Source organism: Stutzerimonas marianensis (genome assembly GCF_022810315.1).
Taxonomy (GTDB): domain Bacteria; phylum Pseudomonadota; class Gammaproteobacteria; order Pseudomonadales; family Pseudomonadaceae; genus Stutzerimonas; species Stutzerimonas marianensis.
In genome coordinates this window covers 39,896-53,343 of the sequence record NZ_JALGRD010000009.1, presented here as the reverse complement: position 1 = coordinate 53,343, position 13,448 = coordinate 39,896, and the positions used below count along the sequence as shown (strand labels likewise).

The 13,448-nt window shown below is 62.7% G+C and carries 15 protein-coding genes; 11 read left to right on the top strand and 4 right to left on the bottom strand.

Features of this window, described 5'->3' with window-relative positions:
- The first annotated feature begins 141 nt into the window (after nt 1-141).
- Entirely contained in the window at nt 142-660 is a 519-nt protein-coding gene (locus MST27_RS16305; protein WP_243607002.1) for a DUF4142 domain-containing protein, read from the top strand.
- Nucleotides 661-702: 42 nt separating this feature from the next.
- On the opposite strand, the gene ung is transcribed toward MST27_RS16305, so the two are convergent.
- Entirely contained in the window at nt 703-1,398 is a 696-nt protein-coding gene (ung, locus tag MST27_RS16300; RefSeq protein WP_243607001.1) for a uracil-DNA glycosylase, read from the bottom strand.
- 232 nt (nt 1,399-1,630) lie between these two features.
- Here ung and MST27_RS16295 point away from each other — a divergent pair, with 232 nt between their 5' ends.
- Nucleotides 1,631-2,875, top strand: a complete 1,245-nt coding sequence (locus MST27_RS16295; protein WP_243607000.1) for a substrate-binding protein — start codon at nt 1,631-1,633, stop codon at nt 2,873-2,875.
- Nucleotides 2,876-3,078: 203 nt separating this feature from the next.
- Nucleotides 3,079-3,900 (top strand): enoyl-CoA hydratase, encoded by an 822-nt coding sequence (locus tag MST27_RS16290; protein WP_243606999.1) that lies wholly within the window; start codon nt 3,079-3,081, stop codon nt 3,898-3,900.
- Between the two features lie 30 nt (nt 3,901-3,930).
- Here the strand turns inward: MST27_RS16290 and MST27_RS16285 are convergent, their stop codons facing one another.
- A complete protein-coding gene (locus MST27_RS16285) occupies nt 3,931-4,347 on the bottom strand; it encodes a hypothetical protein (protein ID WP_243606998.1) in 417 nt (138 codons plus the stop codon).
- A 206-nt stretch (nt 4,348-4,553) separates the two neighbouring features.
- On the opposite strand from MST27_RS16285, the gene rsxA reads away from it, so the two are divergent.
- From rsxA to MST27_RS16245, 8 genes are all read left to right on the top strand, one after another.
- Entirely contained in the window at nt 4,554-5,138 is a 585-nt protein-coding gene (gene rsxA / locus MST27_RS16280; RefSeq protein WP_243606997.1) for an electron transport complex subunit RsxA, read from the top strand.
- A complete protein-coding gene (gene rsxB / locus MST27_RS16275; protein WP_243606996.1) occupies nt 5,135-5,710 on the top strand; it encodes an electron transport complex subunit RsxB in 576 nt (191 codons plus the stop codon). Before rsxA ends, rsxB begins: the two co-directional genes overlap by 4 nt.
- Nucleotides 5,707-7,980, top strand: a complete 2,274-nt coding sequence (rsxC, locus tag MST27_RS16270) for an electron transport complex subunit RsxC (RefSeq protein WP_243606995.1) — start codon at nt 5,707-5,709, stop codon at nt 7,978-7,980. Before rsxB ends, rsxC begins: the two co-directional genes overlap by 4 nt.
- A 77-nt stretch (nt 7,981-8,057) precedes the next feature.
- Nucleotides 8,058-9,086, top strand: a complete 1,029-nt coding sequence (gene rsxD, locus MST27_RS16265; RefSeq protein ID WP_243606994.1) for an electron transport complex subunit RsxD — start codon at nt 8,058-8,060, stop codon at nt 9,084-9,086.
- 1 nt (nt 9,087) lies between these two features.
- Nucleotides 9,088-9,855, top strand: a complete 768-nt coding sequence (gene rsxG, locus MST27_RS16260; RefSeq protein ID WP_243606993.1) for an electron transport complex subunit RsxG — start codon at nt 9,088-9,090, stop codon at nt 9,853-9,855.
- Nucleotides 9,852-10,565 (top strand): electron transport complex subunit E, encoded by a 714-nt coding sequence (locus MST27_RS16255; protein WP_243606992.1) that lies wholly within the window; start codon nt 9,852-9,854, stop codon nt 10,563-10,565. The genes rsxG and MST27_RS16255 overlap by 4 nt, the downstream gene beginning before the upstream one ends.
- 99 nt (nt 10,566-10,664) lie before the next feature.
- Nucleotides 10,665-11,303: an endonuclease III gene (gene nth, locus MST27_RS16250; protein ID WP_243606991.1), complete on the top strand. Its 639-nt coding sequence runs from the start codon at nt 10,665-10,667 to the stop codon at nt 11,301-11,303.
- 110 nt (nt 11,304-11,413) lie between these two features.
- Nucleotides 11,414-11,593 (top strand): PA3496 family putative envelope integrity protein, encoded by a 180-nt coding sequence (locus MST27_RS16245; RefSeq protein ID WP_243606990.1) that lies wholly within the window; start codon nt 11,414-11,416, stop codon nt 11,591-11,593.
- 56 nt (nt 11,594-11,649) lie between these two features.
- On the opposite strand, the gene gloA is transcribed toward MST27_RS16245, so the two are convergent.
- Together gloA and MST27_RS16235 are read right to left on the bottom strand one after the other, a co-directional pair.
- Nucleotides 11,650-12,042, bottom strand: a complete 393-nt coding sequence (gene gloA / locus MST27_RS16240) for a lactoylglutathione lyase (RefSeq protein WP_243606989.1) — start codon at nt 12,040-12,042, stop codon at nt 11,650-11,652.
- Between the two features lie 109 nt (nt 12,043-12,151).
- The gene (locus tag MST27_RS16235) at nt 12,152-13,369 is read right to left on the bottom strand and encodes an argininosuccinate synthase (RefSeq protein WP_243606988.1); all 1,218 of its coding nucleotides are present in this window, start codon (nt 13,367-13,369) and stop codon (nt 12,152-12,154) included.
- Nucleotides 13,370-13,448 lie beyond the last annotated feature (79 nt).

Below are 13,448 nucleotides of genomic sequence, written 5' to 3'. Positions count from 1 at the left end.
CGTCTTTCCTTGACCACTCGCCGGAGCACTGGAACCGCCACGACTCGGTCCCAGTCACAAAATAGACGGCGCTTTTGCCGCACCCGCTCGCGAAGCACATTGCACCCGCGAGCGAGGTCAGGTCTCTGAAGGAGAACGCACATGATCCGAGCAAACAAGACACTATGGTCCGGCACGACAGCTCTTCTATTCGGCGTAGCTGCAAACCTTGCGCTCGCCGCTGACGGCGAGAACTTCGTCGACGAGGCGTCAGCCAAGGGCATGGCGGAAATCGAAACCGCACGCATGGCGCTGGACAAGGGCACCTCGGAAGACGTGAAAAGCTTTGCCCAGAAAATGATCGACGATCATACCAAGTCCAATCAGAAACTGGCCGAACTGGCCGGTCAACATGAAGATCTGGAGATCTCCGACGAAGCCACGCTGATGGACAAGGCCAAGGCCATGATTCTCAAGCTGCGTGACGGAGAAAACTTCGATCAGGCATACGCCAATAATCAGGTCGTCGCGCACGAACAGACGATCGAGCTGTATCGTGAATATGTCGAGGATGGGGAGAACGCCCAACTCAAGCAGTTCGCAGAGTCGACACTGCCCGAGCTGGAGGAGCACCTGAAACATGCCCAGGAGCTGGCCAGCAAGCATGGCAGCAAGCAGTAATTGCCAGACCGGAAGCGGGCTTCGGTTGATTTGAGGCCCGCTTCACACCTGCTCAGGCAATCGCCAGTCGATCGGTGTCATTCCCTGCTGGGTTAGAAACTGATTGGCGCGGCTGAAATGGCTATTGCCGATAAAGCCCCGATGTGCCGACAACGGCGACGGATGTACCGACTTGAGCATCAGATGCTTGGTCGCATCGATGAGCTTCGCCTTGCCTTGCGCGTGAGCGCCCCAGAGCATGAACACGACGCTCGGGCGCGACTCGCTGACCACCTCGATGATCCGATCGGTCAAGCGCTGCCATCCCGCCTTCGCATGCGATCCCGCCATGCCCTGCTCGACCGTGAGCGAGGTATTCAGTAGCAGCACTCCCTGATCCGCCCAGTGCTGTAGATAGCCGTGGCGAGGCACCGGCAGATTCAAGTCACGCTTGAGCTCCTTGAAAACGTTCTGCAATGACGGCGGCGCCGGCACGCCTGGCTGCACGGAGAAACATAGCCCGTGAGCCTGACCCGGCCCGTGGTACGGATCCTGGCCGAGAATCACCACCTTGACCTGCGGTAACGGTGTGGAATCGAGGGCATGGAAGATCAGTGGCCCCGGCGGGTAGATGATCTTGCCGGCAGCTTTCTCCTGACGCAGGAAAGCACTCAACGCCTGCATGTAGGGCTGAGCGAACTCATCCCGAAGCGCCGCTTTCCAGCTTGGCTCGAGTTTGATGCGGTCGTCATCGCTCATGGTGGCCCCCTTTGACAAGGGCGGAACCCTAAGGAATGCCCGGCGCGGCGTCAATGCAGATGACGCTGAGGCCCCAGGGAGCCACTCGGGCCGACCCAAGCGCTCCATTCTGCGGACCGCCGCACGGCAAGCGAACCGCAATTCGTCTACGACTAATTAAAGAGTGACGAAATGCCGCACCTCGCGGTAAAAAAGCGGCGCCAATAAAACAAATACAACAAGGATCACTGTAATGAAACGGACGACCCTTCTGGCGTTGGCGTTGGGCTTGTGCCTGAGCGCCGAAGCCGCCGATCCCATAACGCTCGGCCTCAACTATCCCCGGACCGGGAGCTACAAGGAAGAAGGCTTGGCGCAAATGCGCGGGGCCTTGTTGGCCATCGACGAGATCAACGCCAAGGGCGGGGTACTCGGCCGGCCGCTGCGGCTGTCGAGCCGCAACTCTGCTTCACGGCCCGAGAAAGCCGTTGCCAATGTCGACAAGCTGGCCGATGAAGGTGCGGTCATGCTATTCGGTGGCGCCTCCAGCGCAGTGGCCATTGCGGCCGGCAAGCGCGCCCGGGAACGAGGCCTGCTGTACTTCGGCACCCTTACCTACTCGAATGACACGACCGGTAAGGATGGCCACCGGTATATGTTCCGCGAGTGCAACAACGCCTGGATGAGCGCCAAAGTGCTGGGCGAGTATCTGAACAAGCACCTGCCGAACAAGCGCTACTTCTACATCACGTCCGACTATACTTGGGGCCATACCAGTGAAAGCTCGCTGCGCCAGGCCACCGGCACGCAGGACAGCGCCCGCCATCCCGGCCTGAAGACAGCGTTCCCGGGCGCCCGGCTGTCGGACTACCGCGACGCCCTAACCCAAGCGGCCGCCAGCGATGCGGAAGTTCTCGTCCTTGTGCTGTTTGGCGAAGACATGGTGCGCGCCATGCGCATCGCCGACGAGATGGGATTGAACAAGCGGATGCAGGTCGCCGTGCCAAACCTGACGCAGAGCATGATCGAAACCGCCGGTCCGGACATCATGCGCGGCGTACTCGGCACCGAGCCCTGGACATGGCGAGTGCCTGAGCTGGAAGGCTCAGAGGCCGGCAAGCAATTCGTGCAGAACTTCGACGAACGCTATCAGACCCACCCCTCCAGCTCAGCCGCCTCGGCCTACAGCATCGTCTACCAATGGGCCGATGCCGCCACCCGGGCACGCAGCCTGAACAGTGAACAGGTCATAGCTGCGCTCGAGGGCCACCGTTACAGGCTATTGAAAGACGAGCAGGAATGGCGCGCCTTCGATCATCAGAACGTGCAGACCGTGTACGCGGTGCGTGTGAAACCGCGCGAGGAGGTGCTCAAGGACCGTTTCAAGCAGGACTACTTCGAGATCGTTCATCGCCTCACCGGGGAGCAAGCCGCTCCCTCCCACGCCCAATGGCAATTGGAGCGCACCGCAGGCGGCCAGAAGCTGGCACTGCAGTGACTCCAGCGCAGCCGGCTCCATACCCCTGGTAGCCGGCTGCCGCACTCGCGCCTGCTTCAGCACGTCACATGGCGCCCGTCTCTGACCGACTAGACTGAAAGGCAACCGCTAGTCGGTGCGCCAGCCAGGCGCTCTGCAACCTGCGCGCCGTTCGGGATTCTGATAGCTGTGTCCCGAACGCATTCGTCTGTCCAGGAGGCCCCATGAGCAACACAGCAGTCGAGCCTTACAAACCCGGCGTCTTCGATCTCACGCATAAACTGACCGTCGAGAAGCACGGGCATACAGCGCTCATTACCATCAATCATCCGCCGGCCAACACCTGGGACCGCGAGTCCCTGATCGGCCTCAAGCTCCTCGTCGAGCATCTGAACCGCGATGACGATGTCTATGCGCTGGTCATCTGCGGCCAGGGCGACACCTTCTTCAGCGCAGGAGCCGATCTCAAGCTCTTTGCCGACGGTGATCGCAACCGCGCACGTGAAATGGCACGTCGCCTCGGTGAGGCGTTCGAAGCGCTCCGTGCCTTCCGCGGCGTCTCCATTGCCGCGATCAATGGATTCGCCCTGGGTGGCGGGCTCGAATGCGCCCTGGCCTGTGATATCCGCATCGCCGAGCAACACGCTCAGTTGGGCCTGCCAGAAGCTTCGGTCGGGCTGCTCCCTTGTGCCGGAGGCACCCAGGCACTGGCCTGGCTGGTCGGCGAAGGCTGGGCGAAGCGGATGGTCCTGTGCGGCGAGCGACTGACAGCGGACACTGCCCTGCGCATCGGTCTGGTCGAACAGGTCGTGGAACCCGGCGAGGCCCGCGGGCATGCATTATTGATGGCCGCGCGAGTGGCGCGGCAAAGCCCTGTCGCCGTGCGTGCGATCAAGCCGTTGATCGACGCCATGAAGGTGCGGGGTCCCGCCACGCTCGCGGCGGATGAGCGGGAAGCCTTCGTCGACTTGTTCGAAGCCGAGGACACCCGGGAGGGCGTCAACGCCTTTCTGGAAAAGCGCGAACCTCGCTGGCGCAGCCGCTAGATAACCTGGCGGCCCCGCCAGCATTCACGATCAGCGTCGATAACCGCCACCGTAGCTGCGTTGCTGAAACGCACGGTAGTCACGCACCGGTGGCCTGTCGTGGCGCCGTCCGTCATCGCGGTGCCAGCGCTGGGGGCGATCCAAACGCCCGTGCCGATCGTGAGACTTCCAGTCGGAACGGCGGTCGCGGTTCCAACCGCGACCATCATGACCGCGGTGGCGATCGTAATAGCGCGGGGGCAGTTGCCCCTGCATGCGCGGCGGCAGGTTCTGCCGATACTGAGGAAAATTGGAGTACGGGCTGCGGGGGTCGTAGACACGAGGCCCCGACTCCACCCGGTAACTTCCTCCATCCGGCTGATAGACCCAGACGCCCCCACGTGAGTCCGCCGATGCCTGGGTTGCCAATCCCAGGCCTACCGCGACCAGCATCATTCGAATGTTCATCGAACACCTCCCATGGCCGGCGCAGCGGGCGACGGCCTCCTCGCATCAGACCACAGGTCGCGGCCGAACTCGAAAGGGGCGGACCACCGGTTCTTTTCCATATATGTCAGCCGCTGGCCGCCGCGGCTTGTATGGCTGACAGCGGTTCCCCGATAATAGCGGGCTTTTAGCCTAGGGCTCAGCGCGAGCGCCACAGGAACCCCTCAATGACCGAACTTGCCCTGATCATGGTTAGCGCCATTCTGGTCAATAACTTCGTGCTCGTGCAGTTTCTCGGGCTGTGCCCGTTCATGGGTGTCTCCAGGAAGATCGAAACGGCCATCGGCCTTTCGCTGGCCACCACCTTTGTGCTGACCTTGGCGGCCATGTGCAGTTATCTGGTTCAGCGCTACGTGCTGCAACCGCTGGATCTGGAATTTCTGCGCACCATCAGCTTCATCCTGGTGATCGCCGTGGTGGTGCAATTCACAGAGATGGTCGTGAACAAGACCAGCCCACTGCTCTATAGGGTGCTCGGCATCTTCCTGCCTTTGATCACCACCAACTGCATCGTCCTCGGCGTGGCGCTGCTCAACGCCAACAAGGCCGAGTTCACCTTCCTCACCGCGACAGCCAACGGTTTCGCTGCTGGCCTGGGCTTTTCACTGGTGTTGGTGCTGTTCGCCGCCATGCGTGAGCGCATCGCCATCGCCGACGTCCCTCGCGCGTTCCAGGGCGCTGCCATCGGCATGATCACGGCCGGCCTGATGTCGCTGGCCTTCATGGGCTTTTCCGGGCTGATCAAGCTATGAGCGCCGTGCTGGTTGCAGTCCTGGCCTTACTGGCCTTGTGCCTGGTGTGCGGCGCGATCCTCGGTTTCGCGGCGGTGCGTTTTCGCGTCGAGGGCGATCCGATTGCCGAGCAGATCAACGCGCTGCTGCCGCAGACGCAATGCGGCCAATGTGGCTATCCCGGGTGCAAGCCGTACGCCGAGGCCATCGCCGGAGGGGACAAGATCAACAAATGCCCACCCGGTGGCGAGGCGACCATCCAGGCATTGGCCGACCTGCTCGATGTCGAGCCGGAACCTCTCGATGCCGCGGAAGGCGAGCTCCCCCCGCGAGTGGCTTACATCCGCGAAGCCGAGTGCATCGGCTGTACCAAGTGCATTCAGGCCTGTCCGGTCGACGCGATCCTCGGTGCGGCGAAACAGATGCACACCGTGATCATTTCCGAGTGCACCGGTTGCGATCTTTGCGTCGAGCCCTGCCCGGTGGATTGCATCGACATGGTGGAACTGGGCAAACCGCTGCAAGGCTGGAACTGGGAGCGCCCGCTGGCGCCGGGCCGCTTGATCGCCAGTGACCGGGAGCGCGCCGCATGAACGCAGCAACTCTCTGGGACATCCACGGCGGCATTCATCCTCCGGAGCGCAAAACGCTATCCAACCGCACGCCAATCCAGCATCCGCCCCTGCCAAGGCAGCTCATCGTGCCGCTGTCCCAGCATCTGGGTGGCGCGGCCGAGCCCTGCGTCGGTGTGGGTGACCGGGTGCTCAAGGGGCAGAAGATCGCCGAGGCAACTGGCTACGTCAGCGCGCCGGTGCATGCACCCACCTCGGGCATCGTCAGCTTCATCGGCCCACAGCCCTACCCGCATGTCTCGGGGATGCTGGCCGACGCCATCGTGATCGAGAGCGATGGCGAGGATGCGTGGGCACCGCTGCGGCCAATCGCCGATTTCCGGCTACTGCAGGCCGACGACCTGCTTGAGCGAATTCGCGAGGCCGGGATTGCCGGACTCGGCGGCGCGGGCTTTCCGACCGCGGTCAAACTGAGTGGAGCCCCGGCGCAACCTATCCGGACCTTGATCATCAACGGGGCCGAATGCGAACCCTACATCACTGCCGATGACCTGCTGATGCGCGAAAAGGCACAGGCGCTGGTGATCGGCATCGACATCCTCGCTCACCTGATTCGGCCCGAACAGGTGTTGATCGGTATCGAGGACAACAAGCCGGAAGCCGTCGCTGCCGTGCGCGAGGCGCTGGGCGAGCGCACCTATGGCCTCAGGGTGATGCCGACCAAATACCCCTCAGGGGGTGAGAAACAACTGATCCAGATACTTACGGGCGCAGAAGTACCCAGCGGAGGCCTGCCGGCTGACATCGGGGTGCTATGCCAGAACGTCGGGACCTGCGTTGCCATTCATGATGCCGTCCTGCTGGGCCGGCCGCTGATTTCCCGCATCACCACCTTGACCGGGGAGGCTCTGGCGCGTCCGATGAACGTGGAGGCCTTGATCGGCACGCCGGTCGCGGATCTGCTGACCCTTGCCGGGCTGGATCACCACAAGCTGAATCGCCTGATCATGGGTGGCCCCATGATGGGCTTCACGCTGCCATCGCTTGAGGTACCGCTGGTCAAAACCACCAATTGCCTGCTCGCCGCTACCCTGGCGGAACTGCCGCCACCGCCAGCCGCATTACCCTGCATCCGCTGCGGCGAGTGCGCCGAGGCCTGTCCGGCTTCCCTGCTGCCCCAGCAACTGCACTTCTTCGCGCTCGGGCAGGAGCACGATCAGCTCAAGGCCTATAACCTCTTCGACTGCATTGAATGCGGCGCCTGCGCCTACGTTTGCCCGTCGAGCATTCCGCTGGTGCAGTACTACCGTGCCGCCAAGGGCCAGATTCGTGCGCTGGAGCAAAAGCAGCAGAAGGCCGAACACTCCCGCCAGCGCTTCGAGTGGCGCCAGGAACGCCTGCGCCGCGCCGAAGAGCAGAAGGAGGCCGATCGCAAGGCGCGAGCAGAACGGGCCGCGCGAGCCAAGGCCGCGCAGGCGGAGACGCGTTCGGTGCCCAGCCAGGACGATCCGGCCCCCCAGGTGCAGAAGGCCGGGCTAACGGAGCAGCAGAAGAAACTCAAGATCGAGGCCAGCATGGCCCAGGTCGCGCTGAAGAAAGCGGAAAAGCAACTGACCGCCCATGCCACAGCCGATCTGGAACAACAGGTCGCCACGCTACGGGAAGTGGCTGCCAAGGCTCAGGCCGCTCTGGAGCAAGCGACAGCGGCTGAAATCCCTCCAGCGCCAGCCCAGCCAGGCGACGACGCGCAGAAGAAGGCCAAGATCGAAGCCGCCATGCTGCGCGCCCAGGTGCGCAAGTTGGAAAAGCTGGATTCTCGAGACGCCAGCCAGGACGCCGAATTCGCCCGCCTGCAGGCTCAACTGACCGCCGTCGAGGCAACCCTGGCCGAAGCCGCACCAGCCGCTGGCAAGCCTGCTGCGACACCCGGAACCGAAGCACTGAAGAAGGCCAAGATCGAGCTGGCGATGAAGCGCGCCGAATTGAAGAAGGCAGAAAAGGCAGGCGCCGACGAAGCCCAGCTGGCCGACTTGCGCGCGGCTCTGTCGGCGGCTGAGCAGGCCTTGCATGACGCCGAGGATAGCTGCGGCAAACCCGTACCAGAACGTATACGTACCGAGAAGCGTCCGGTGGACGAGCAGACCCGCGCGCTCAAGACCGAGCTCGCCTTTGCCCGCGCCGACCTGCGCAAGCTCGAGCGCGACGCCGAGAGCGAGGCACAGGCCATCGACTCAGCCAGGGCGCGACTCGAGGAAGCCGAGCGCAAACTACAGGAACACACCCATTCGTAAGGCGCAGCGTCCCTGACGCTGTCACCACGGGCGCCGTGCTCTGCAACGCGGCGCCCTCGAGGACTCACGGAGAGCCAATGGCCCTGCCACGCATCACCTCACCGCATACCACAGGCAGCAATCGCACGCAGCGTGTGATGCTGCAGGTCCTTGCCGCGACGCTACCCGGAGTAGCTGCGCTGACCTGGATCTACGGCGCCGGCACGCTGATCAACCTGATCTGGGCCAGTGCGGTTGCACTCGCCTGCGAAGCCGGCGTGCTCAAGCTTCGTCAACGTCCTGTCGGCTTCTTCCTGCGCGACGGCAGCGCACTGGTCACCGCCGTGTTGCTTGCGCTGGCCTTGCCGCCCTACTCCCCGTGGTGGCTGACGCTGATCGCCACGGCCTTTGCGATCCTCCTGGGCAAGCAGCTCTACGGCGGGCTCGGGCAGAACCCCTTCAATCCGGCCATGATCGGCTACGTCGTGGTACTGGTGTCCTTCCCGGTGGAAATGACCACCTGGCCGATCCCCCACGCCGTAGGCCTTGGTGCCGGGCTGCAACATATCCTGGGTGTCACTTCGCTCCCGGACGGCTGGGCGCAGGCCACCGCGCTCGATGTGCTCAAGGTGAACAACAGCCTGACCATCGACGAACTCTGGGCCAATCCGGCGTTCGGTCATTTCGGCGGCATCGGCTCGGAAGTGGTCAACCTGGCCTTTCTGGCCGGAGGGCTCTTTCTGCTGCACAAGCGCCTGTTCAGCTGGCACGCCCCTGTGGGCATGCTTGCGGCGCTCGCGCTGATGAGCCTGGTGTTCTGGAATGGCTCGGGCTCCGACAGCCATGGTTCACCGCTGTTTCACCTGCTCAGCGGCGCCACCATGCTTGGCGCCTTCTTCATCGTCACCGATCCGGTCAGCGGTGCTACCAGTACACGTGGCCGGTTGATCTTCGGCGCGGGCGTGGGCGTCCTGGTGTACGTGATCCGCGCCTGGGGCGGTTATCCGGACGGCGTGGCCTTTGCCGTGCTCTTGATGAACCTCTGCGCACCGACCATCGACTACTACACGCGCCCGCGCACCTACGGACATCGAAAGGCCGAGCGCGGCTTCAAGCTGGGCGAATGACATGATGCTCCCGGAAATCAGCCGCTCGATGTTCAAGAACAGCCTGGTGCTCGGCCTGTTCGCCATCGTTACCGTGGGCGGCGTGACACTGCTGCAGCAGTTCACTGCCGAGCGCATCCAGTCGTCCGAGCGGGCGGCGCAACTACGTGCCCTCAACGAGGTCTTGCCGAGAGACAGCTATGACAACCAGCTGCTGGATAACGCCCTCGAGCTGCACGACCCGCTGCTGGGCACTCGCAATCCGCTGCCCGCCTATATCGCAATGAAGGACGGCCAGCCGAGCGCGGTGATCCTCCAGGCCATCGCGCCAGACGGCTACAGTGGGGCCATCCAACTGCTGGTAGGCATTCGCGCCGACGGGCGTATCGCCGGCGTTCGCGTCCTGTCGCACCGGGAGACACCGGGGCTGGGCGACAAGATCGAACTGGCCAAGAGCCCCTGGATCCGCAGCTTCGAGGATCGGTCCCTGGCCGATCCGGGCGATGCTGGTTGGGCGGTGAAAAAGGACCGCGGCGACTTCGATCAGTTCGCCGGGGCGACCATCACCCCGCGCGCCGTGGTCGGCGCCGTGCACCGCGCCCTGCGGTATTTCGACGCCAACAAGCAGGCACTCCTTCAGGCCACGACCCGCCCCGTCACGGCCGAGCAGGCCCTGCAGGACGAGGCGCAGCCCGACGAAGTGACCACGCATAGCCGCGCCGGGGATGCGGGGGCCCGCGACGACAGCCGGGCCGCCACACCGCGCCCTCAGGGAGATGAAACCCGATGAGCAACCCCAGTTTTGGTGAACTGAGCATCAACGGCCTGTGGAAGAACAACCCGGCGCTGGTTCAGCTACTTGGCCTCTGCCCGCTGCTGGGCGTCAGCAACTCGGCCGTCAACGCGCTCGGGCTTGGGTTGGCAACCGCCATGGTGCTGCTCTGCTCGAACATTGCCGTATCGCTGGTAAGGGGTGTGGTGAATACCGCGGTGCGCCTGCCGGCCTTCGTCATGATCATCGCCGCGCTGACGACCTGTATCGAACTGCTGATGCAGGCCTACACCTACGAGCTCTACCAGATCCTCGGCATCTTCATCCCGTTGATAACCACCAACTGCGTGATTCTCGGTCGTGCCGACGGTTTTGCCGCCAAGCACAACCCGCTGGTCGCTGGCCTAGACGGCCTGATGATGGGGATGGGTTTCGCCCTGGTGCTGCTGGTGCTGGGCGGCGCGCGCGAGCTGATTGGTACCGGTGCGCTCTTCGCCAACATGCAGCTGCTGTTCGGACCCGTGGCCGCCGATTGGCAGATCACCCTGGTGAGTGACTACAAGGGCTTCCTGCTTGCCATCCTGCCGCCGGGTGCCTTCATCGTGCTCGGCCTGTTGATCGCGCTGAAAAACCGCATCGACGAGCGATTGGCCGAACGCGCCAGGGCCAGCCAACCGGACATGCCAACGCAAAGCCGACGTGTACGTGTGACGGGCGTGATCGAGTGATGCTCGAAACGCCAGCGACAGTGGCGCAACCCCGTCGGCCCAACCCGCACCCGCCTCTTCGCCTTCCCTCGCGACCCTTCAGCGCCTGGAGCCGTTTCGATGAATGCTGAAAAACGCCGGGAGATCTTCCGCCGCTTTCACGAAGACAACCCCGAACCCAAGACCGAGCTGGCCTACAGCACTCCCTTCGAACTCCTGATCGCTGTGATCCTCTCGGCACAGGCGACAGATGTCGGGGTCAACAAGGCCACCGCCAAGCTCTACCCCGTCGCCAATACGCCAGAGGCCATCTACGCGCTGGGCTATGAGGGATTGTGCAGCTACATCAAGACCATCGGTCTGTATCCCAGCAAGGCAAAGAACGTGCTGGAGACCTGCCGCCTCCTCATCGAACGGCACGGCAGCCAGGTGCCGGACAACCGGGAAGCGCTCGAAGCCCTACCTGGGGTTGGCCGCAAGACCGCGAACGTCGTGCTCAACACCGCCTTTCGTCAGTTCACAATGGCAGTCGACACCCATATCTTCAGGGTAGCCAACCGCACCAACATCGCACCGGGCAAGAACGTATTGGACGTCGAGCGCAAGCTCGTCAAGTTCGTACCTAAGGAGTATCTGCTCGACGCCCACCACTGGCTGATCCTGCATGGACGCTACGTCTGCAAAGCCCGCAAGCCGCAGTGCGGAAGCTGCCGGATCGAGGACCTTTGCGAGTACAAGCACAAGACCTCTGACGATTGAGCAGGCGCTCTGGAAATCTATCGTACGATTGAAAAAATCTTTTTTACGGGCCGATTTTTTGCCGCTATAAGGTGCGCCATCAGCGCGCCTTTGCCGTGGAGTACAGACAAGTGTCCGAGAAAGAAGATATTCAGATTGAAGACGACTTCGTCAGCGATGACGAAGACGATACTACCGACGCTCCGGTCGAAGTCGCCAAGACCAACCTGACCAAGCGCCGCATCATCGACAACCTGCTCGAAGAACGCAGGCTGCAAAAGCAACTCAACGATTTCGACTTCGATATCTGATCCCTGATGTCGCTGCGAAAAGCCCCGGTCGAACCGGGGCTTTTTCGTCTCGCGGATCAGTCGTTACGTGAAGGTGACAACAGCTCCACCTTGTAGCCGTCCGGATCCTCGATGAACGCCAGAATGCTCGAGCCGTGCTTCATCGGACCGGGCTCGCGTGTGATCTTGCCGCCACGCGAGCGGATGTCCTCACAGGCCTTGTAGACATCCTCGACCTCCAAAGCGATATGGCCGTAGCCATTACCCAGGTCATAGGTGTCGACGCCCCAGTTATGGGTCAGCTCGATCACGCTGTTGTGCGCCTCGTCACCATAGCCTACGAAAGCCAGGGTGAACTTGCCCTCGGGGTAGTCCTTGCGGCGCAACAGGGTCATGCCCAGCACCTCGGTGTAGAAGGCGATGGATCGCTCCATGTCACCCACCCGCAGCATGGTATGCAGCAGCCTCATCGATATTCTCCTCTTGGCTAATGACAAGCCCCGGCTTGTGACCGGGGCCTGGATGGGCCAGCACGGCGTCTGGCCCTGAAGCAGCAAGCCCTGGGGCTCGGGCTTAGGATCAGAACTGCGTCCGACCCTTGTTCGCAGCGATGCGCATGCGCAGTGCATTGAGCTTGATGAAGCCACCGGCATCGGCCTGGTCGTAGGCCCCAGCATCATCCTCGAAGGTCGCGATGTTGGCGTCGAACAGCGAATCGTCGGACTTGCGGCCCGCGACGATAACGTTGCCCTTGTAGAGCTTCAGGCGCACCACACCGTTCACATTGACCTGGGAGGCGTCGATCATCTGCTGCAGCATGCTGCGCTCCGGACTCCACCAGTAGCCGTTGTAGATCAGGCTGGCGTATTTGGGCATCAACTCGTCTTTCAGATGGGCCACTTCGCGATCCAGGGTGATCGACTCGATGGCGCGATGGCCCTTGAGCATGATGGTGCCGCCGGGGGTTTCATAGCAGCCGCGCGACTTCATGCCGACGTAGCGGTTCTCGACGATGTCCAGGCGGCCGATGCCGTTCTCGCCACCGACCTTGTTCAGGTAGGTCAGTACCTGGGCCGGGGTCATCTCCTTGCCGTCGATGGCGACGATGTCACCCTTGCGGTAGGTCAGCTCGATGTATGTCGGGGTGTCCGGTGCGGCTTCCGGAGACTTGGTCCAGCGCCACATGTCCTCTTCGTGCTCGGTCCAGGTGTCTTCCAGCACGCCACCCTCGTAGGAGATGTGCAGCAGATTGGCGTCCATCGAGTATGGCGACTTCTTCTTGCCGTGACGCTCGATCGGGATCTCGTGCTTGGCAGCGTAGTCCATCAGCTTCTCGCGCGAGAGCAGGTCCCACTCGCGCCAGGGCGCGATCACCTTCACGCCCGGCTTGAGCGCGTACGCGCCGAGCTCGAAGCGCACTTGATCGTTGCCCTTGCCGGTGGCGCCATGGGAGATGGCGTCGGCGCCGGTTTCGTTGGCGATCTCGATCAGGCGTTTGGCGATAAGCGGACGGGCGATGGAGGTACCCAGCAGATACTCGCCTTCGTAGATGGTATTGGCACGGAACATCGGGAAGACGAAGTCGCGAACGAACTCTTCGCGCAGGTCGTCAATGTAGATTTCCTTGACGCCCATGGCCTGGGCCTTGGCACGGGCTGGCTCGACTTCCTCGCCCTGGCCGAGATCGGCGGTGAAGGTCACTACTTCGCAGTCATAGGTGTCTTGCAGCCACTTGAGGATCACCGAGGTGTCCAGGCCACCGGAATACGCCAGGACTACCTTCTTTACGTCGGCCATTGCCATCCACTCCCGGGATTGAAGGAAAGCGGCAATTCTACTGGTCGCGACGCCCCTTTTACAGGGGCACGGGCCCGAC

Excerpts from the sequence above, each read along its gene's own strand:
- MST27_RS16235 (WP_243606988.1), bottom strand. The coding sequence starts at position 13,369 with ATGGCCGACGTAAAGAAGGTAGTCCTGGCGTATTCCGGTGGCCTGGAC.
- MST27_RS16290 (WP_243606999.1), top strand. The coding sequence starts at position 3,079 with ATGAGCAACACAGCAGTCGAGCCTTACAAACCCGGCGTCTTCGATCTC.
- ung (WP_243607001.1), bottom strand. The coding sequence starts at position 1,398 with ATGAGCGATGACGACCGCATCAAACTCGAGCCAAGCTGGAAAGCGGCG.
- nth (WP_243606991.1), top strand. The coding sequence starts at position 10,665 with ATGAATGCTGAAAAACGCCGGGAGATCTTCCGCCGCTTTCACGAAGAC.
- rsxC (WP_243606995.1), top strand. The coding sequence starts at position 5,707 with ATGAACGCAGCAACTCTCTGGGACATCCACGGCGGCATTCATCCTCCG.
- rsxG (WP_243606993.1), top strand. The coding sequence starts at position 9,088 with ATGATGCTCCCGGAAATCAGCCGCTCGATGTTCAAGAACAGCCTGGTG.
- rsxB (WP_243606996.1), top strand. The coding sequence starts at position 5,135 with ATGAGCGCCGTGCTGGTTGCAGTCCTGGCCTTACTGGCCTTGTGCCTG.
- MST27_RS16285 (WP_243606998.1), bottom strand. The coding sequence starts at position 4,347 with ATGAACATTCGAATGATGCTGGTCGCGGTAGGCCTGGGATTGGCAACC.
- MST27_RS16255 (WP_243606992.1), top strand. The coding sequence starts at position 9,852 with ATGAGCAACCCCAGTTTTGGTGAACTGAGCATCAACGGCCTGTGGAAG.
- MST27_RS16295 (WP_243607000.1), top strand. The coding sequence starts at position 1,631 with ATGAAACGGACGACCCTTCTGGCGTTGGCGTTGGGCTTGTGCCTGAGC.
- gloA (WP_243606989.1), bottom strand. The coding sequence starts at position 12,042 with ATGAGGCTGCTGCATACCATGCTGCGGGTGGGTGACATGGAGCGATCC.
- rsxD (WP_243606994.1), top strand. The coding sequence starts at position 8,058 with ATGGCCCTGCCACGCATCACCTCACCGCATACCACAGGCAGCAATCGC.
- MST27_RS16305 (WP_243607002.1), top strand. The coding sequence starts at position 142 with ATGATCCGAGCAAACAAGACACTATGGTCCGGCACGACAGCTCTTCTA.
- rsxA (WP_243606997.1), top strand. The coding sequence starts at position 4,554 with ATGACCGAACTTGCCCTGATCATGGTTAGCGCCATTCTGGTCAATAAC.